Source organism: uncultured Algibacter sp., assembly GCF_947495675.1.
GTDB lineage: Bacteria > Bacteroidota > Bacteroidia > Flavobacteriales > Flavobacteriaceae > Algibacter_B.
The window spans coordinates 12135-32878 of record NZ_CANLZX010000001.1; the positions used below are offsets into that span (position 1 = coordinate 12135).

General features: G+C 30.4%; 16 protein-coding genes. 5 read left to right on the forward strand and 11 right to left on the reverse strand.

Going from position 1 to position 20744, the window contains the following annotated elements:
- Positions 1 to 4 precede the first annotated feature (4 nt).
- Genes Q0842_RS00060 through Q0842_RS00070 form a run of 3 tightly spaced genes read right to left on the reverse strand, consistent with a single transcriptional unit; the run spans position 5 to position 3264 of the window.
- Positions 5 to 1492 (reverse strand): GH3 auxin-responsive promoter family protein, encoded by a 1488-nt coding sequence (locus Q0842_RS00060; RefSeq protein WP_298492572.1) that lies wholly within the window; start codon positions 1490 to 1492, stop codon positions 5 to 7.
- Positions 1493 to 2398, reverse strand: a complete 906-nt coding sequence (locus Q0842_RS00065) for an alpha/beta fold hydrolase (protein ID WP_298492575.1) — start codon at positions 2396 to 2398, stop codon at positions 1493 to 1495.
- Positions 2395 to 3264, reverse strand: a complete 870-nt coding sequence (locus tag Q0842_RS00070) for a M23 family metallopeptidase (protein WP_298492578.1) — start codon at positions 3262 to 3264, stop codon at positions 2395 to 2397. The genes Q0842_RS00065 and Q0842_RS00070 overlap by 4 nt, the downstream gene beginning before the upstream one ends.
- A 117-nt stretch (positions 3265 to 3381) precedes the next feature.
- Between Q0842_RS00070 and tatA the strand changes: the two genes are divergently transcribed.
- Positions 3382 to 3567, forward strand: coding sequence for a twin-arginine translocase TatA/TatE family subunit (gene tatA / locus Q0842_RS00075; RefSeq protein ID WP_298492581.1), 186 nt, complete (start codon positions 3382 to 3384; stop codon positions 3565 to 3567).
- 72 nt (positions 3568 to 3639) lie between these two features.
- On the opposite strand, the gene Q0842_RS00080 is transcribed toward tatA, so the two are convergent.
- The 3 genes from Q0842_RS00080 to Q0842_RS00090 form a co-directional block, all read right to left on the reverse strand.
- Positions 3640 to 4650 carry a DUF4837 family protein gene (locus tag Q0842_RS00080; RefSeq protein WP_298492586.1) on the reverse strand — a complete coding sequence of 337 codons (1011 nt, stop codon included), beginning with the start codon at positions 4648 to 4650 and terminating at the stop codon, positions 3640 to 3642.
- A gap of 23 nt (positions 4651 to 4673) precedes the next feature.
- Positions 4674 to 6260: a LysM peptidoglycan-binding domain-containing protein gene (locus Q0842_RS00085; protein ID WP_298492589.1), complete on the reverse strand. Its 1587-nt coding sequence runs from the start codon at positions 6258 to 6260 to the stop codon at positions 4674 to 4676.
- A 75-nt stretch (positions 6261 to 6335) separates the two neighbouring features.
- On the reverse strand, positions 6336 to 7523 hold the full coding sequence (locus tag Q0842_RS00090; RefSeq protein WP_298492592.1) for a phosphoglycerate kinase: 1188 nt from the start codon (positions 7521 to 7523) through the stop codon (positions 6336 to 6338).
- Between the two features lie 331 nt (positions 7524 to 7854).
- Between Q0842_RS00090 and Q0842_RS00095 the strand changes: the two genes are divergently transcribed.
- The 3 genes from Q0842_RS00095 (at position 7855) to Q0842_RS00105 (ending at position 11493) form a co-directional block, all read left to right on the forward strand.
- Positions 7855 to 9075, forward strand: coding sequence for a DUF418 domain-containing protein (locus tag Q0842_RS00095; protein WP_298492595.1), 1221 nt, complete (start codon positions 7855 to 7857; stop codon positions 9073 to 9075).
- 340 nt (positions 9076 to 9415) lie between these two features.
- Positions 9416 to 10570, forward strand: a complete 1155-nt coding sequence (locus Q0842_RS00100; protein WP_298492598.1) for a DNA polymerase III subunit delta' — start codon at positions 9416 to 9418, stop codon at positions 10568 to 10570.
- The gene (locus tag Q0842_RS00105; RefSeq protein ID WP_298492601.1) at positions 10570 to 11493 is read left to right on the forward strand and encodes a diacylglycerol kinase family protein; all 924 of its coding nucleotides are present in this window, start codon (positions 10570 to 10572) and stop codon (positions 11491 to 11493) included. The genes Q0842_RS00100 and Q0842_RS00105 overlap by 1 nt, the downstream gene beginning before the upstream one ends.
- A gap of 65 nt (positions 11494 to 11558) precedes the next feature.
- Here the strand turns inward: Q0842_RS00105 and Q0842_RS00110 are convergent, their stop codons facing one another.
- The 5 genes from Q0842_RS00110 to Q0842_RS00130 all read right to left on the reverse strand — a co-directional run bounded on the left by Q0842_RS00110 (position 11559) and on the right by Q0842_RS00130 (position 19052).
- Positions 11559 to 12086, reverse strand: a complete 528-nt coding sequence (locus Q0842_RS00110) for an OmpH family outer membrane protein (protein ID WP_298492604.1) — start codon at positions 12084 to 12086, stop codon at positions 11559 to 11561.
- A gap of 244 nt (positions 12087 to 12330) precedes the next feature.
- Complete coding sequence (locus tag Q0842_RS00115; protein ID WP_298492607.1) at positions 12331 to 13182, reverse strand: class I SAM-dependent methyltransferase; 852 nt, start codon at positions 13180 to 13182, stop codon at positions 12331 to 12333.
- A 78-nt stretch (positions 13183 to 13260) separates the two neighbouring features.
- Positions 13261 to 15132, reverse strand: coding sequence for a tRNA uridine-5-carboxymethylaminomethyl(34) synthesis enzyme MnmG (gene mnmG, locus Q0842_RS00120; RefSeq protein WP_298492610.1), 1872 nt, complete (start codon positions 15130 to 15132; stop codon positions 13261 to 13263).
- Between the two features lie 91 nt (positions 15133 to 15223).
- The gene (ybeY, locus tag Q0842_RS00125) at positions 15224 to 15634 is read right to left on the reverse strand and encodes an rRNA maturation RNase YbeY (protein WP_298492613.1); all 411 of its coding nucleotides are present in this window, start codon (positions 15632 to 15634) and stop codon (positions 15224 to 15226) included.
- The gene (locus tag Q0842_RS00130) at positions 15627 to 19052 is read right to left on the reverse strand and encodes a DUF4175 family protein (RefSeq protein WP_298492616.1); all 3426 of its coding nucleotides are present in this window, start codon (positions 19050 to 19052) and stop codon (positions 15627 to 15629) included. Before Q0842_RS00130 ends, ybeY begins: the two co-directional genes overlap by 8 nt.
- A 125-nt stretch (positions 19053 to 19177) precedes the next feature.
- Here Q0842_RS00130 and gltX point away from each other — a divergent pair, with 125 nt between their 5' ends.
- Positions 19178 to 20689 (forward strand): glutamate--tRNA ligase, encoded by a 1512-nt coding sequence (gene gltX, locus Q0842_RS00135; protein WP_298492619.1) that lies wholly within the window; start codon positions 19178 to 19180, stop codon positions 20687 to 20689.
- Positions 20690 to 20744 lie beyond the last annotated feature (55 nt).

Sequence of the window (20744 nt, forward strand, 5' to 3'; positions counted from 1 at the left end):
ATTTTTATACGGAAAAATTATCTGCAATCTTTCTATCATTAGATAATCTAGGAAGCTTATTCTGCCCACCTAACTTCCCTATTGATTTCATATAGTCTTGAAAACCTCCTTTTTTAACCTTTGTGATTTTTAAAGGTTGCAACACTTTGCCTTCAATTAAATCAAAATAATACGAGTTTTGTTTTTGAAGTGATTCATCAATTTTTTTTGCTAAAATAGAAAGATCTTCAGGTTCCTTTTCAAATTCAATAAACCATTCGTGATAAGGCAACCCTTCATTCGGGTTAATTTGTGGCGCTACAGTAAACTCTGAAACCCTAATGTTTGTGTTTTCTGTAGCTTCTTGAATAGCTTGTTCTACTTCTTTACCAATAACATGCTCGCCAAAAGCTGAAATAAAATGTTTTATCCTACCAGAAACAATAACACGATAAGGTTTTGTAGAAGTAAACTGAACCGTGTCTCCAATATTATAAGCCCAAAGTCCAGCATTTGTAGAAATTATCATTACGTAGTTAACTCCTACTTTAACATCCTTTATTGTAATTCGTTGTGGATTGTCATCAAAAAATTCATCTGCTTTAATAAACTCATAAAATATACCTGAGTTTAGTTGAAGTAGCATCCCTTTTTCTTTTTGTTTGTCTTGAAATGCAAAGAAACCTTCGCTGGCTGGGTATAACTCTATGCTATCTACTTTTCGCCCAATAAGATTTTCAAATTTTGCTCTGTAAGGCTCGTAATTAACACCTCCAAAAATAAATAAATTGAAATTTTTAAAAATATCTCCTACCTTTTTTCCTGTTTTCTGTTGTAATTTTTCAAAATACATTTGCACCCAAGATGGGATTCCAGAAATTATGGTCATGTCTTCGGGTAAGGTTTCTTCAACTATAGCATCTACTTTAGTCTCCCAATCTTCAATACAATTTGTTTCCCAAGATGGTAATCTATTTTTCTGTAGATATTTAGGCACATAATGAGCTACAATACCAGATAAACGACCTAATTGCACACCATTTTGTTCATTTAAAATAGGGCTGCCTTGTAAAAAAATCATTTTACCATTTACAAATTTGGCATTCCCTGTTTCATTAATGTACAGCAAAATAGCATTTCGAGCAGCTTCAACATGACTTGGCATGCTTTCTTTAGTTATAGGTATGTATTTTGAGCCAGAAGTAGTTCCTGATGTTTTTGCAAAATAAATTGGCTTCCCTTTCCAAAGTATATCTTCTTCTCCCGCAACAACCTTTTCAACATAAGGTTTTAATGCCTCGTAATCTCTTACAGGAACTCTTTTTACAAAATCATCATGATTGTTTATGCTTATAAAATCATGATCTTTTCCAAAGGCTGTAGCAGCCGCTTCGGAAATTAAATCTTGAAACACCTTTTTCTGAGTTTCAATTGGGTTATTTGCCCATTTTTGAACTTTTTTATAAACTCGTTTTGCAAAAGGTTTTGCTAAAGCAGACTTTAATGATAGCATTTATTTAGAATGTGATTTAAACCAATTAATAATTAAACTATCTCTTTCGTTTGTAACGTTTGATAAGATATGATTTCCACCTTCAAATATCTTAAACTTAAAGTTTTTTTTGTTTGATAATTTTAATGAATCTATAAGTTGTATAGCCTCTTCTACTTTCACTCTATTATCATCAGTTCCATGAAGTATCAACAATGGTTCATTTATTTTATTATGCCAAAAAATGGCAGATCGTTTTACGTATTCTTGTTTATTAATTATAGTATCACCAAACAAAGGTTTGTATACATTATGATACATGTTTTCTCTGTATTTAATAGATTCAAATTTATTTGTTGGAGAACCTACAACTGCTAGACTATTAATATTATCTGTTAATTGTGATACTTGATATGCATTCATACCACCTCTTGAATAGCCTAAAATATGAATATTTTTTCTGTCAACAATATTTAAATCTTTTGCAATATCTATAAGTTTTAAAATATCATTTACATCATTTCCCCCAAATTCATCAACACCCTCACTAGATATATTTCCTCTTAATTGAGAAGCTAAAACAACATATCCTTTTAAACTTAAATCATTAATCATTTTAAGCTGATACCCATTAAGCATCCCATAGCTTTGATTTCCTCCTCTGCAAAAAATTATTGCAGGTAATTTTGCTTGGTTCTGTTTAATTGGCTTTGCAATAAAACCTTCAATTTTTAAACCATCTGAAAGGTATCTAATTTTAAAAAAATCTACACTTTCACTATTAAAAAAATCTGTTTTATTTAAAAGTTGTTGATAAATTATGTCTTTATGAAACGTTTTGCGCTCCTGTTCTTTACAAGATAAAAAAACAAAACCCAATATTAGTATAGCCTTTAAAAAGAATGCTTTATCACAAACTATTTTCATTTAAAATCTATAAAATTTGTTGGATTAATTGGGTATCCATCATTCCAAAGTTCAAAATGTAAATGTGGCCCTGTTGATAATTCACCTGTGTTTCCTGCTGTAGCTATAACTTCTCCAGCTTTTACTAAATCGCCTTGTACTTTTGTTAGTGAGGCGTTATGTTTATATACTGAAATTAACCCATAACTATGCTCTATAATTATTACATAACCAGTGCTAGAGGTCCACTCTGCAAAAACCACTATACCATCGGCAGTAGATTTAATAGGTGTGTCTTTAGCCACTACAATGTCTACAGCAAAGTGTTTTTCTTTAGCATTATAAGGCTCACTAATGGTACCACTTACAGGCGGAAACAAAACAAAATTTGTTGCTGTGGTTGCAGATTCAAAAAGATTATATTTATCTTCTTTATCTACTTTTTCTCGAAGTAGTGAATCCTCAGCTATTGGGTTTAAATCAACATCATTAGCCTCTAATTTTACAGCTTCAATAATTGAATCTTTATTAAAATCTACGGCATTTACTTCACCTGTTAATACGTTTTTTATAGATTCATACAAACGGTCATTCATGTGTATAACTTGTTGAAGAGAGTCTGTTTTATAACTTAACTCTGTCGCCTTCTTTTTTAATGCTGTTGAAGAATAGCCAGGAATATATTCTCTTAACGGTGTAAGTGCAATTAACAAATATGTTAGTGTTATTAAAAAAATAGCTAATAAAGATGTTAATACAAAAACATTTAATCGTGTTAATTTAAATGATAGACGCTCTTCGAAAGTGTTTTCATTAAGTATCATTAATCGATACTTATCAAGTAACTTTCTTTTTATCTTTTTAGGTTTCTTTTTTTTGTCTGCCATGTTAAAACAAAAATAAATAAATTTATTACAAGACTTAGCTCTCTATATGCTAAAGTTATGCTTAAAACAGTTTTATTTAACTTTAATTATTAACTTTGCATAACAAAATAAAAAGTTATGATATCATCAAGTATATTTTTAGGAGCAATAGGACCTTGGCAAATAGCATTAATCGTTGTGGTTGTTTTACTTTTATTTGGAGGTAAAAAAATACCTGAATTAATGCGTGGATTAGGTAGCGGAATTAAAGAATTTAAAGACGCAAGTAAAGAAGAAGAAACTACCGATGATAATAAGGGATAAACTTTGATTTATCTAAACTAAAAAAACCAGCTTAATAAGCTGGTTTTTTTATATCATAATAGTTAGTTCTTATTATTCTATTTTAACTGATTTAATAATAGACTCAAGTTCTAACATATAGTTTCTTTTCTCAACAGATGGTGCAAAAATAAAACCTTCAATGCCTATCCATCTTTTATTTACTTTATCTTCTATGGTATAGTTTATAAACGATCCGCCCATAAAATCGTTTGTTAACTCCCAAAGTCCTTTTGTTTCAAAAGCTGGTTTATTGTCTAAAATTGTCTCAGCATGAAATGGTGTATATGCATCTTCAGTAATCATATAAGAACTTACCTCTTCTCCATTAGCATTAACTGTTCCGTCTAATCGTCCTTTAAAATAGGTTTTTCCAATAGAATCTCTAATCTTAATTATTTGATTTACAGTAGTATCATTTCTTTTTATAGCCTCATAAGGCAGTTCGTAAATCATAATATGAGAATGTCCTGTTGTAATATCCTTTCTAAACCAAAAGAAGTTATCGGTTTCTTTTGCGGCTTCATAAATTGATGCAAATTGAATTGTTAAACCTAGTTTTTCTTTTATTGATGTAAAACTATGTGGAGATTTTGACATTTGACGCTGTCTTTCTGTAAGCTCAGCATTCCTGAAAGTTTCAATAATTTTAGATTCATTAGCAGTTAAAACATTAACAATATCTTCTTTTGTTTTTCCAGAAACTACTATTACTTTTTGTGGCCTTGCATATACATCGTCAGATATAGTAATACCTGCATCTTTTCCAGTTTCTATTTTTAAAACTGTTCTGTTTTTTGTTACAAAACCAGAAAAAACTGATGGTGGAATTTGACTAATTGTAAACGTAGGTTCATCCTGTGGCAATCCATATATTGGTTTTGCAAGTGTTTGCCTAATAGCATCGCCAATTCGTCCATCCCAAAAATCATTTTCAGTAACTACAGATACATTATTTATTGCACCAGAGGCATCAGGTAAAAATCTTTCTTTTGATGTTTTTTTATTATCACCACAAGACAACAAAAGTGTTAATGCAAGCATAGAAAATACAAGATATCGCATAATATTTTAAATTTTAAATAAGTTTAACCCTTAGCTATTTTAAGTTTCATTCCGGGTTTTAATTTATTACCACTAATACCGTTCCAATCTTTAATATTTTGAACAGAAACTCCAGGAAATTTTTGAGAAATACTCCATAATGAGTCTCCATTCTCTACTGTGTAGTTAATAACTTCGCCAGATATAGGTTTGGGTTTTATAATCGTTTTTACAGAGGATGAAGCATTTACATTAGGCTTTCGAGGGTAAATTATAAGTTTCTGGCCAATTTTTAAGTTGTTACTTCTTAAACCATTCCATTGTTTAATACTACTTACTCTAACACCATATAATCTAGATATTTTACCTAAATAATCACCAGATTTTACTCTATAAGTAGTTTTAGATTCCGCATTTGAAAATTGAGGTAAAGGTTTTTCGCGTTTATCAAATTCTGCTTTAGCAAACGCATAAATTCTATCTTCGTTATTTACGAATGTACCCACGACATCGCGAGGTAATCTTAAAACATAGTTTTCTCCTTTAACAAAAGGAATAATATCTAGTTTATAGGATGGATTTAAAAATTGAAGCTCTTCAATAGGAGTTCCTGTAGCTTCTGAAACTTGATCGAGTGTTATCATTTGTTTTACTCGAATCGTGTCTGTCTCAAAATATGCTAATTCTGGTTTGTATTTTTTAAAACCGTGTTCTTTAGCATATTCAAAAATATACATGTTAGCCAAAAATGCAGGCAAATATCCGGCTGTTTCTCGAGGTAAATTATGTCTTATATTCCAATAATTTCTGTAGCCTCCAGAACGCCTAATGGCTTTACCAACATTACCTGGGCCAGAATTATAAGCTGCTAACGCCAAATCCCAATCTCCAAAAATTTTATATAACCTAGCTAAATATTTAGCTGCAGCCTCGGTCGATTTTATGGGATCACTACGCTCATCAACATAACTACTTACATCCAAACCGTATTCTTTACCTGTACCAAACATAAATTGCCATAAACCAGTAGCACCAACCCTAGATTTAGCTCTTGGTTTTAATGCCGATTCTACAATGGCAAGATATTTTACTTCTAAAGGAATGTCATGATGATCTAATTCACGCTCAAACATTGGGAAATAAAAAGCGCTTAATGTTAGAAGCTTTTGGATAGAATTTCGTCTATGTTTTAAATATGACTTAATAACACTTTCTAAAGAAGGATTATATTCTACATTAAAAGGCGTTCGGGCATCTAATGCTTTTAAACGTGCTTTAAGTGTATCTGTATGTAATTCTGGATAATCAACAGGTTGATAATCTAACTCGGTAACAGATTTGTATATTGTGTCAAATAAATGATTACTATATAACTCTTCAAACCAAGCTTCATCCAGTTTAAGAACAAACTCGTTGTCTTTTAAATTATTGATTGAAGTGCTATCTATCTCAGCTTCTATAACTTTAACAGGATGTGTATCGCCTTCAATTTTAGAATTTGTAATATTTGGTTTTTGAACATCTATTGTGTCCTTAATTATTTTATTCTGTATTGAAATAGTGTCTTGTGTTTGAGAAAAACAAAGACCTACATTAAGAAGACATAGTGTTGTTAAAAACCGAAAAGCCATAAAATCTATTCATTAATGAATGATATTATGGCTAAAATCGTATTTTTAAAGGTAATTTGAAAACTTATTTCAAAATTAATCTAAAATAGCTGCAATACCAGGAAGTGTTTTACCTTCTAAACTTTCAAGCATAGCACCACCACCAGTGCTTACGTAACTTACTTTGTCCTCAAAACCAAATTGTTTGACAGCCGCAACAGAATCGCCACCTCCAACTAACGAAAATGCTCCGTTTTTAGTTGCCTCAGCAATAGAGTTACCTAATTCTATAGTTCCGTTTGCAAAACTTTCCATTTCAAAAACACCTAATGGGCCGTTCCATAAAATTGTTTTTGATTGCATTACTACATCATGAAATAGTTTAATAGATTTTGGTCCAGCATCAACACCTTCCCACCCATCAGGAATGTTATTTATATCAACAACTTGCTTATTTGCATCATTACTAAAAGCATCTGCAGCAACTGTATCAACAGGTATATGAATTTGTACGTTTTTAGCTTTGGCTTGTTTTAAAATCTCTAATGCTAACGGCATTTTGTCGTCTTCACATATGGAATTTCCTATTTTTCCACCTTGAGCTTTCACAAACGTAAAAGCCATACCACCACCAATAATTAAGTGATCAACTTTATCAAGAATATTTTCAATAATTGTAATTTTAGAAGACACTTTAGCACCTCCAAGTATAGCTAAAACAGGTTTTTCTCCTGTTTCCATAACTTTATTAATGCTTTCAATTTCTTGAGCTAATAGGCTTCCAAAGCATTTTTTACCTTCAAAAAATTGAGCAACAATAGTGGTTGATGCGTGCGCTCTATGTGCTGTACCAAAAGCATCATTCACATAAATATCACCTAATTTTGATAATTTTTCAGCAAAATCTTTATCTCCGGCAGTTTCTTCTTTATAAAAACGTAAGTTTTCAAGTAATAGAATTTCGCCAGGTTGTAAACTTGCAGCTGCAGCCTCAACATCATCGCCAATACAATCAGCAAGAGTTTTAACTTCAACACCTAAAATATCTTCAACTTTATTTGCTATGTGCTTTAATGAAAAGGCATCTTGAAATCCTTTTGGTCGGCCTAAATGAGACATTAAAATACAGCTTCCGCCATCTTCTAATATTTTAATAATTGTAGGTTTTGCAGATACAATTCTTGTAGCATCTGTAACTTCAAAATTTTCATTTAAAGGCACATTAAAATCTACTCTTATTAATGCTTTTTTATTTGCAAAATTAAAATCGTTAAGCGTTTTCATTATATATATGTTTTTATTTTTTAACTATTTGAAACACAAATGTAACTAATTAAAAAGCGATAAAAAATGACTTTTTTCACGAAAACGATATAGCTTGAGAAGAAATGTTTGATTTTTGAATTATATAGGTATCACATGTTAAATATTTCATTTATAACCATGTATTTCTATACTGAAAATGGCATATAGATGATATACCGGATTTGTGTTTATAGAATTTTTCCTCTACTTTAGTTTAACGTCGCGGACATATCATTAGAACGATTTTATATTCCCAAAAGTACTACCGCTACCCCAAAAGGAAAATATAATTTAATTAAAAAATAGTCTTATGGAAATTAGTAAACCTGTTGAGCCTAATAAAAGAATCGAAATTATAGATATTCTTCGTGGATTTGCACTACTCGGAATTATTTTTATGAATATGAGTTTTTTTAGCGGTTACGTATTTATGCCTTTTGAAGAGCTTAAGCAAATATCGAACTTTGGGTTAGATAATAGTTTATATTATTTTTTAGGAATTATAGTCTCAGGTAAATTTTACACTATATTTTCAATTTTATTTGCTGTTGGTTTTTATATACAATTCAACAAAAACAGAGATAGAGCTGCCGATTTTTTAAAAACGTATCGCAGAAGATTATTCATTTTATTAATTATAGGAATTATCCATACTTTATTTTGGTATGGCGATATATTACTTACCTATGCTATTTATGGTTTTATTCTTATTTTATTTCGAAATGTAAAACCAAAAATACTACTTCGCTGGTCACTCTTTTTTCTGTTAATACCCTATGTATTGGATTTTGCTATTTTACCATTTACTGAAGCCTTGCAACCAAATAGCCCTGTAAACACAAATCAAATACCAACGGCTCGCGTCTCTTATCCAGATATGTCGAATGTAGATGTTATTAATACTTTTAGAGACGGTTCTGTTATTGAAATATTCAAGTTAAATATTCATAATTTTATATGGAAGCAATTAAGCTATATACCCTCTGGAGGTTATTTTAATTTTCTTGGCATTTTTCTTTTGGGTTACTATTTAGCCTCGGTAGAATTCTTTAAAAAAGCACCAAAATCCACAATATTAATATTAACTATTTTAATTGGTGGGATAATAATTACTATTGCTGCAAAACTTTTAGGAGGGAATCCTTATGAGCTGCCTACGCTTCAAAATATTCGATATAAGTTCTTATCAATGGTTGGGCAACTGCTTATTAGTTTTTCTTATATCTTAGCAATAATAAAAATTGCCCAAACTGTAATTGGTAAAAAAGTATTTAAATATTTAATACCTGTAGGACGAACAGCCCTAAGTAATTACATTATACAAACTGTTTTAATGGTTTTAATTTTTTATAATTTCGGGTTTAGTCTGTTTGGAAAAATAGGTTTAATTACAACGTTTATTATTGCTTTAGTTATTGTCGCTATTCAAATAATTTTAAGTAATATTTGGTTAAAACACTATCGATTCGGGCCGTTAGAATGGGCTTGGAGAAGGTTAACTTATAAAAAACGGATAAAAATTCGACATTAAAATCTATTAAAAATTACAAACTTAAGCCGGGTATAATTTATTGCTAGATATAGCTTAATTGCTAAAATATTCGCGGATTTTCTATTTAGTTTTATTGGCTGTAATAAGCAACGAAATAACACACAAACACCTTAAACAAACCACACTTAAATTATAAAACCTAACCCTAACAAACAGGCGCGTTAGGGATTGCAGAGGAAAGCCCACAGCCCGACGTAGGAGGTGCGAGGACTTGGAACAGAAAGCCCGACCCTTGTGGTAACGCCCAAATAAAAATCTATACAATTTTACTGGTTTGTTAATGTTTAACATCTAATAAAATTCGTTTACTTTTGCCTTTATGCTTTTTAAAGATATTTTAGGACAAGATCATATTAAAAACCACCTCACACAAAGTGTTGATAATGGCAGATTACCACATGCGCAATTGTTTGTAGGTAAAGAAGGTTCTGGAACTTTACCCATGGCTTTGGCTTATGCACGATACATATTATGCTCTAACTCTCGTGGGGAGAATAATACAGGTGTTGATGCTTGTAACCTAAAATTTAAAAACTTTTCGCATCCAGATTTACATTTTGCTTTTCCGGTAACTACCAGTGATAAGGTAAAGAGCAAACCAGTATCTAGTTTTTATCTTGAAGAGTGGCGACAACTTTTAAATGAACAGCCTTATGGTAATTTATTTGATTGGTATAAAATGCTTGGTGTAGATAATAAACAAGGATTAATTAGTGTTGAAGAGGCTCATGAAATTGTAAAATCACTTACCCTAAAATCTTATGAAGGTGGTTATAAAGTGATGCTAATTTGGATGGCTGAAAAAATGAACACCCCTTGTGCCAATAAACTTTTAAAACTGATTGAAGAGCCACCAGAAAAGACTATCTTTTTGTTGATTGCTGAAGATGAAGAACAAATTATTAATACCATACGCTCGCGTTGCCAGATATTACATTTTCCGCCATTAGCTGAAGATGTGATAAAAACCGCTTTAGTAAAACAATATAATATTGATATTGGTGTTGCTACAAAAATTGCTCATCAATCTAACGGAAACTATAACAAAGCATGCGATTTAGTGTATCAAGATTCTGAAGATATTCAGTTTGAAACTTGGTTTATCTTCTGGATTCGAAGCGCTTTTAAAGCTAAAGGGAATAAAGCGGCTATTCATGATTTAATTTCTTGGAGTGAAGATATTGCTAAAACGGGTCGCGAAACTCAAAAGCAATTTTTGAACTTTTGTTTAGATTTTTTCCGTCAGGCATTATTACTTAATTATAATGCTACAGATTTGGTGTATTTCGAACCAAAAACGGAAAAATTTAAGCTTGAAAATTTTGCGCCTTTTGTACATGGTAACAACATAATGGATATTAGCAACGAACTTCAAGATGCTATATACCATATAGAACGTAACGGGAATTCTAAAATTATTTTAACAGATTTATCTATTAAATTAACGCGATTACTTCATAAAAAAGCCGATTAATGTTTGTGGAACCCAAATCTTGGTTTGTAATTATAAACCCTACTTCGGGTAATGGTTCTAGCAAGAAAAATTGGCCAAAAATTAAATTCCTTTTAGAGAAACATCAATTTGATTTTAAATTTGCATTTACATCATATTCAGGGCACAGTATTAACCTTGTTCACGATGCTATAAATCAAAACATTAAAAACTTTATTTGTATTGGTGGCGATGGCACTTTACATAATATGGTTAACAGTATTATGTCTCAAAATAATATACCTACATATAAGATAAATATTGGTATAATTCCTATTGGTACTGGTAATGATTGGGTAAAAACACATAATATTCCTAAAGATTTTGAATCTGCAATTAACATTATAAAAAATGGCGTAATAGCTACTCAAGATATTGGTAAAATTGTTATTCAAAATAGTACAAAACCACCTGTGTTTTTTAACAATTTAGCCGGTATAGGTTTTGATGGGTTTGTGGTTAGCAATGTTGAAAAACATAAGCGTATTGGCGCTATATCATATTTATATGGAACAATAATTAGCCTTTTGTCGTTTAAAAACTTTGAATCTAAGGTAACTTTAAAATCAGAAAGTATTTCAGGAAAAACACTCATGATTTTAATTGGAATTTGTAAATATTCTGGTGGTGGAATGCAGCTTACTGATAAACCAGATCCATTTGATGGTTTATTAGATATAACAATCGCTCAAGATTTAAGCAAATTTGAAATCATAAAAAACTTACCAAAACTTTTTAATGGAACGATTACAAAATATAAAAAAGTAAAAACTTTTAAGACAGAACTGGTTGCTATACAATTAAATCAGAAAAAAGCTCCTTATATACAAGCTGATGGGGAGCTTATTGGAAAGGGAAATATAGAGGTCTCTATTCTTAAAAATGCCATTTCATTTTATTGCTAAAAAAAATCGTTATTAACTTAAGCCAATAACGATTTAATTACCTGTATATTAAGTGTTTATGCTAATTATTCTTTTTTATATTCCGAATTAAGCGCATCTAAGATAGTTTGAGTTAAATCACTTTGCTCTGCACCATACATTACCGTTGCTGCCGCGTCACTAGTGCCCAAAATATAATTATAGCCATTAGATTTACCGTAGTCTTTTACAAAACTTTTTACATTGCCAATTACAGAATCAATTTCCGCTTGAAAAGCTTGAGTTAATTCTTGTTGCTCTAATTGCATTTGTTGTTGTAATTGTTGTTGCTTTTGTTGTAAACCTCCCATTAAAGCTTCCGCTTTCTTTCTATTGCTTCTAGCTAATCTTTGAGCTTCCGCCTGTCCTTTTTGAGCTTCTGCTTGAAAAGCTAAACTTATACTATCTGCTCTTTTTCTAAAAGCTTCTTCTTTTACTTGAAATTTAGCTTCAACATCTTTCTTTTCTTGGTAATCATTAATTACAGTTCCATTATCAATAAAACCAATTTTATTTGGTTTTTCACAAGAAGCAAAAATTAAAGTTGCTAATACTACATAAATTATTTTTTTCATAAGTTTTATTTTTTTGGTTAGCTAAATTTCTAATTCGAACAAAAATAACAAAGTAAGTTAAAAATGAAAGCGGAATTGGTTTGAATTTAACTTATAAGAAATATTTATCATTAAAATAAAATCGAATAATAAAAACCTATTGATTTTGAATCCATATAAAGCGTTTTAAGGCCTTTTAAAAAAAACAGCTTGTATTTAGATGTCTATCTATTTAACATAATGCTGTGCTTGCTAAAAATTAGTTTTAGTTGTTTTTGATGATATAAATTAAAGATGACACCTCTTTTGATGTAATCGCTTTTAAATTAGAAAGCAATCCAATACAAAAACCTTTTATAGGATTCATTTTTCCTGTTTTGTATTTTTCAGAAAGCATGCTTACATAAAATGAATCAAACCACATAGGTTTTACTTTTTCAACTTTGAAAGATTGTTTTGAAACCAATTTTGATATCGATGTTTTATTAAAATGCCAAAGATGTCTCGGTACATCATATGCAGCCCAAAATTGATTATAATATTTAGCATCGTAACTTTTATAATTTGGCACAGCTATTATTAAAGTTCCGTTAGTTTTTAAAAGTTTTTTAAAAATTTGTATCTGCTGCTCCAAGTTAGGTAAATGCTCTAAAACATGCCATAGCGTAATGACATCAAAACTATTTGATTCATATTGTAAAAGTTGCTCAACTTGAAAAACAGAGTTATTTGTTTTATAATTAGCAATAGCTCTTGCTTTTTTGTCTGGTTCAATTCCAGAAACATGCCATTTATTTTGTTGTGCAATCTCTAAAAAATCACCTGTACCACATCCAATATCTAATAATTTCTTTTCGCCAGATGAAAATGAATTTATTAAATTTAATTTCTTTTTTAAAGAAAACGATCTTACTAAATGATATGCTTTTTCGAATAGATTTCTTTTTGAGTCTGTGTGTGAAATGTAGTCCTCGCTCTTATAATATTCTGGTAACTTATTTAAAGATGGTTGTGGTTTGGTTTCAAGATAACCGAACTCTGAATTTTTAATTAATTCAAACTCTTCTCCAGATACGGAGTAGTCTTTTAATTTCAAGAAAATAGATTCTTTATGCATTTTAAAAGATTCTGAATCAATTTCAGAATGATAAAATATTTAGTGTTCCACGTGGAACGTTTAAATTATTCGTTATAATTAGCGACCCATATAAACCAACAAAACAGAAATATCATTTGGAGAAACACCACTAATTCTTGACGCTTGCGAAACTGTAGTTGGTTGAATTTTTTTTAATTTTTCTCGTGCTTCAAAACTCATAGATTTAATTTTTGAATAGTCAAAATTTTCTGGAATCTTAACGTATTCTAATCGCGTTAACTTATCTGCATTATTTTTTTCTTTGGCAATATAGCCTGCATATTTAACTTGAATTTCTGCCTGTTCTATTACTTCACTATCTAATTTGTTTTCTTGTATATAAGCCTCGACACTTTCTACTTTTCTAATATCATCCATCTCAATATTAGGTCTTGCAAAAACTTTAAAGAGTTTTCCAGATTGTTTAACTAAAGCAGATTTTTTAGATTCTAAAATAGGGTTTATAACTTCTGGCTTTACGCTTTGAGTTTCAAAAAAATCTACAAATTTTTCTGCAGCTTCATGCTTTTCCTCCATTCGCTTTAAACGCTTTTCAGAAGCCAAACCAAGTTCAAAACCTTTTGGAGTTAATCTTTTATCTGCATTATCCTGTCTTAACAATGTTCTATATTCTGCCCTGGATGTAAACATTCTATAAGGCTCTTCTGTGCCTTTAGTTATTAAATCATCAACTAAAACGCCAATATAAGCTTCGTCTCTTTTTAAAGTAAATGGATCTTTTTCTTGAACTTTTAAACTAGCATTTATACCGGCCATTAAACCTTGGGAAGCTGCTTCTTCATAACCTGTAGTTCCGTTAATTTGACCAGCAAAATATAAACCATCTACTAGCTTAGTTTCTAATGTGTGTTTTAATTGTGTTGGCGGAAAATAATCATACTCTATAGCATATCCTGGTCTAAAAAACTTCACATTTTCAAAACCTACTACAGAACGTAATGCTTTAAATTGAACATCTTCTGGTAAAGAAGTAGAAAACCCATTGACATAAACCTCACAAGTATTCCAACCTTCGGGTTCAATAAACAATTGATGTTTATCTTTATCTGCAAAACGATTAATCTTATCTTCAATAGAAGGACAATAACGTGGGCCTAAACTTTTAATTCTACCGTTAAACATTGGCGATCTATCAAAACCTTCACGTAGCAAATCGTGCACTTCAAGACTTGTATAAGTCATGTGGCAAGAACGTTGTTTTTCTAATGGTTTTGTAGTATCTAAATAAGAAAATTTTTCCGGATTAGCATCTCCTGGCTGCTCTAGCATTTTAGAATAATCTAAAGATCTACCATCTACACGTGGCGGTGTACCTGTTTTCATTCTACCAGATTCAAAACCTAAATTAACTAATTGTTCTGTAATTCCAGTTGCTGCTCTTTCTCCTGCTCTACCACCTCCAAAATTTTTATCACCTATATGTATTAAACCATTTAAAAAAGTACCATTAGTCAAAACAACAGACTTTGCTTTTATAGAAATGCCCAAAGAGGTTTTTACCCCTATTACTTTATGATTTTCTACTAATAAACCTGAAACCATTTCTTGATAAAAATCTAGATTTGGTGTGCCTTCTAAAAGTAATCTCCAATCTTCTGCAAAACGCATTCTATCACTTTGCACTCTTGGACTCCACATTGCAGGTCCTTTAGATTTATTCAGCATTTTAAATTGAATAGCCGAAGTGTCTGAAACAATGCCACTATAACCACCAAGTGCATCAATTTCACGTACAATTTGCCCCTTTGCTATTCCTCCCATAGCAGGATTACAAGACATTTGAGCAATGTTTTGTAGGTTCATAGTAACAAGCAATGTTTTACTGCCCATATTTGCAGCAGCAGCAGCAGCTTCACTTCCTGCATGCCCACCACCTACTACAATAACATCATAAACTTCATTAAACATGATTACACTTTTATCTATTCATTAAAAACACATGTTCCACGTGGAACAAAATAAAATTTTGGTTTGCAAATATACATTGAAATCTTGGATATCAAACAAGTAAAGCTAAGTAGTGGTTTTCTTTATTACGCATTTCTTTTGCTTCATTATCTGTTTTATCCTTATATCCACAATAATGTAAAATGCCATGAATTATTACACGATTTAATTCTTCACTAAATGAAACTCCAAAATCTTTAGCATTATCTATTACTCTTTCAACTGATATAAAAATGTCTCCTTGTATTATTTTTCCGACTGAATAATCGAAACTAATAATATCTGTTAATGTATCATGATCTAGAAACTCGACATTTAATTTATGTAAATAATCATCATCACAAAACACATAATTAATTTCTTCTAATTTGAATTTTTCCGATAAAATTGTATTAGTGATCCATGTTGATAATTTATCTTCAGAATCTAATTTAAAATTGGTTTCGTAATTGAAATTAATCATAATCCTTTTTGAAATATTCTTGCACTTTCTTTTTGTAAACTTGCTGCAAAGGTAAAGCTTGTCTATTTAATATTTCTGTAGTTTGAAAATATTGTTTTGCTGTTGGAATTTGATTATTGGAGTTATTATCGAATCTATTCTTATTGGTTTCAGATTCACGCTTATTATCCTCACCCTGTTGAAATGTTGCGTTTTCAAGCTTTAATAATTGATGTTTTAATGCCATCATTTTTTGAAGGGTTTGTTGTGTAAAACCCTTATTTAATAAATCTAATTCAATGTCTTCCATTTTTCTAACTAAAGCATCACCATTTCCACCATTACCTTCTTTCGCTAATTTATCTTGTAATGCTTGACGCAATTGTTGTTGTTGTTGGTAAATTTGATAAAGTAGCTCACTATCACCCCCACTAGTACCTTCGCCCTCTCCACCAGTTTGTTGACCGTTCTTTCCTTTTTGATAACTCTTTTCCATACCATTTTCACCTGGTTTTCCATCTTTTCCTTTTTCACCTTCATTATCACTTTCCCCAGGTTTTTTGCCTTCACCTTTTTTAGGTTTTCCTTGCTCACCTTTCTTCATACCCTCTTCCATCATTTTATTAAGCTCTTCTTGACTCATAATGATGTCTGGTAACTGCATATCCCCTTGTCCTCCTTTGCCAGCAGACATGCTCATGCTTTCTTGCATATTATCTAGTACATCACTTAAAAAATTAGCTAGATTATTTGCTGCTGTAATTGTAAATTGTTGATTTGATATTCCTTGATATAATTGATTTTCTGCCAGCAAACTTAATGCTTTATCAATATTATAATATACTTCTGTAATTTCGTTATTAACTTGTTCTGAGAGTTTAGGTTGGCGTAGAGATAAAGCAAATAAACTATCATCAACATGCTCAAAGTGTTCTCTTAGATTATTTTGTTTCTTAAGATAAGAAGCAAAATGATTATTATTAGCTTCTATAGATTTAAAATTATTCATGAGCTCCTCTTGGTTAAAAGAGAACAATACTAGATTATCTAGAATTTGTCTAAGCATATCAACATCTTCTTGCATTTGTTCTCCGCCTCCAGATTGCATTGAATTTTGCATTTTTTGGCTCATCTTTTTCATTTTTTGAGCTGCTTTCTTTTGACTTTTTTTAGCGTTTTCTAAATTTTGCTTTTGTTGATCGTTAGGAGTTTTATCAGAATCTAATTTTTCTTCTTTTTGTTGTAATTCATCAGAGGCTTTTTTCTGTTCATTATCAACTTCTTGTTCATCTAATTTATCTCTAGGTATATCTATAGGCTTTTTTAATTTGCTACTTTCTTTTTCTAATTCTTCAATTTCTTTTTTATAATTATCAAACTGACTGTTTAAATCGTCTTGCTTTTCTTTAGTGTTTTCTTTATCAGTTGTATTGGATAGTTCTTCTTGTTTATCAGCTAACTTGTTTAAATCATCTTTGAGTTTTTCTAATTTCTTATCAACGTAAAACCGTTTTGTTAACTCTAATAATTGTTCTAGACTACGCTTTTTATTTTTATTCTGCTTAGCAAGTTCATCTAGCTTTTTTATTAAATCTTCATTATTAATTTTTTCTTGAAGTTTTTCAATTTCATCCAATAATTTTTCATCACGTTCAAGTTTTTCTTCATTATCTTTTAAACGCTTTTTTAAATCCTCTTTAAATTTATCTTCTTCTGTTATTTCTTTTTGGAATTCTTCTAAATTATCTTTTAATTTTTTATTGAAGTTTTTCATCATTTCATCTTGCTCTTTCTGACGTTTAAAAAATGATTCTAACTTCTTCTTATCATTAAAATTTAAATTGGACTTTTCTTTTTGTGTTTTAGTTAATTCTTCTAACTTTTTCTCTTGTTCATCAAACTTTTCTAAAGATTTATTTAAATCTTTAATGGTTTTACTTTGTTCATCAAGATTTTTTTGAGCTTCTTCATCTTGAGTTCTTCTTCTGTATGTGTATACATGACTTTTAACACTTTTAAAACGATTAACTTTATCGTTATCATATACTTGAAAATATACGTCATAAGAAATTCCTTCTGGTATATTCAAATTATTAGGAAAAGCAGTAATAAAATCTGCGATGTTTGAATTGGTAACAGGTATTACTTCAAATTGTTTGTCTTTTTCATTACCTGAAGGATAATAAACCATTTGTAGCTTGGTAAAACCATAATCATCACTAACTTGCCCATAGAAATATAGTGATTGTTGATCCAGACTATCTTTTTCAACTTTTAAATTAATTTCAGGATACTGATCTTTTATCACATCAATACTAAAAGCTAAATTTTCATAGTTTTTTAAGTTTTTATTGCTTGTGCTTAAAGTGTAATCGAAATTTGAAAAAACTTGCTTAGAACCTACAAAAATACCGGTATTTACTGGCTTAAATTTAAGTGTGTCTTTGGCAAATAGGTGCACATTATCAGTTGATTTTGTACTTAGTTGCCATTTTATTTTAGTACCTTCTGGAACTAAAGCATTCCCTGTACTTTTAAAAACTTCATCTCTTTTTTTTGTGTAACTTGGGTAATCTAATACCATTTCAAAATTTAATAAAGATGGCGTTTTAACTACATTAACTGTATATGGTTTTGATGTTACATCATTAGCCATTAATTGAAAAACAATAGCTTCTTTGGGTTGTGTAAACACATATTCGAATTCGGCTACAGCTTTTTGTTGTAAAAAATAAGTTTCATTATTATAATTAATTTGAACACTTTCTGGAATTACATCTCCAGCTGTTTTTACAAGTAATTTGAAATCTGTATTTTCAATAGCATTTAAATTTTCATTTACCACAAAAAACTGAAATGGAGCTGGAGGCTCATAAGCTGTTTTGTAGTGTACAACACGTTTATAACTATCACTAAACAAATTAAAATTTCCAGTAAAAAAAGTTAAAAGTAAAATAGCAACAGGTATAGCAGCATATTTTAAATAACCCATATTAGCTTTAAAATTAACAGCCAATTTAAACGGTACAGGTTTTAACTCTAGAGACTTCTGTTCTATACTTGCAAGTAATAATTCTGATTGAGAGTCATTTTCGCTTAATTGTAAAACATTCAACAATTTATCATTCACTTCAGGAAAATGTGTACCAATAATTTTTGATGCTACTTCGTAGTTTATACCTTTTTGTAGCTTTAATAACTTAGCAACTGGTATTAAAATAAACTTAACGAGTAAGCCTAATTCTACAGTAATAAACAGCCAAAACAATACAGATCTAAAGGTTGTGTTTAACCACAATAAGTGCTCAATAAATAGTGTAAACAAAAAATACAGCAAACCAATAGCAAAAAACAAGATAGTCCCTTTAAGCAACTCATTGGTGTAGTAACGCCTAATAAACGCTTCTAATTTGTTTTGTATGTCTTTAAAATTATTCATGTTTGTGTAAAATTTCCACCTTCTTGGAAATGAAAAAACTGATTTAATAGACTAAACTACAATTTTATTTTTTACGGGGTTTATAATTATCTGTTAATTGTATCTTTGCCACAAATTTACAAAACATGACTAATAACGTTCGTGTGCGATTTGCACCTAGCCCAACAGGACCTTTACATATTGGCGGAGTTCGTACTGCTTTATTCAACTATTTATTCGCTAAAAAACATGGTGGCACTTTTGTTTTAAGAATTGAAGATACCGACCAAAATCGCTATGTTGAAGGCGCAGAAAAATATATTATTGACGCTTTAAATTGGTGTGGTATTCCGTTTGATGAAGGGCCAAATAAAAACGAAACATTTGGACCATACAGACAAAGCGAACGTAAGCAATTATATAAACAATATGCTGAAGAATTGATTGCTTCTGGCAACGCTTATTATGCTTTTGATACTGCTGATACTTTAGATTTTCATAGAAAAGACCATGAAGCTAAAGGAAAAACCTTTATTTACAATTGGCATAACAGACTAAAATTAAGCAATTCTTTATCGCTTAGCGCGGAAGATGTAAAAGCTAAATTAGATGCTGGAGATGATTATGTAATTCGTTTTAAATCGCCTCAAGATGAAACCTTGCACTTAACAGATATTATTCGTGGCGATATTAAAATTGACACCAATATTCTAGACGATAAAGTATTGTTTAAAAGTGATGGAATGCCAACTTACCACTTAGCCAATATTGTTGATGACCATTTAATGGAAATATCGCATGTTATACGTGGAGAAGAGTGGTTACCAAGTTTAGCTTTACACTTTCAATTATACAAAGCATTTGGTTGGGAAGCTCCAGAATTTGCTCATTTACCACTTATTTTAAAACCTACAGGAAAAGGAAAATTAAGCAAACGTGATGGCGATAAATTAGGTTTCCCTGTTTTTCCATTACAATGGACAGACCCAAAAACAAAAGAAATTTCTAGAGGTTACAAAGAAGATGGTTATTTTCCAGAAGCCATGGTTAACTTCTTAGCATTTTTAGGTTGGAATCCAGGAACAGAGCAAGAAATTTTTAATCTTGAAGAATTAATTACTGCTTTCGATTTAAAAAAAGTAAACAAATCTGGTGCTCGTTTCGATCCTGATAAAATAAAATGGTTTAACCATCATTACATGCAAGAGCAACATAATGATGTATTAGCTGAAGCTTTTAAAAATCACAATACTGAATTAGCAGAAATTGATATCAATTACATCTCTATGGTAATTGACTTAATTAAAGAACGTGCTAGTTTTGTTTTCGATTTTTGGGACTTGAGTCATTTCTTCTTTTCTGCTCCTTTATCTTATGATGAAAAAGCATCAAAAAAAGCGTTTAAAGACGATACTAAAGATATTTTATCTGAAGTTGTTTCTATTGTAAATAACATCGAAGATTTTTCAGTTGCAAACCTTCAAGCGGCTATTAAAGGCTGGATAACAACTAACGAAATTGGTTTTGGTAAAGTCATGATGCCTCTACGTTTAGCCTTAGTTGGTGCCCTACAAGGTCCAGATGTTTTTGATATTATGTATATGATTGGAAAAACAGAATCTGTTAAACGAATTAAGAATGTAATTAGTACATTATAATATAATCTCTTAATTAACAATATAAAAAAAGCCTCTTTATTATTGTAAAGAGGCT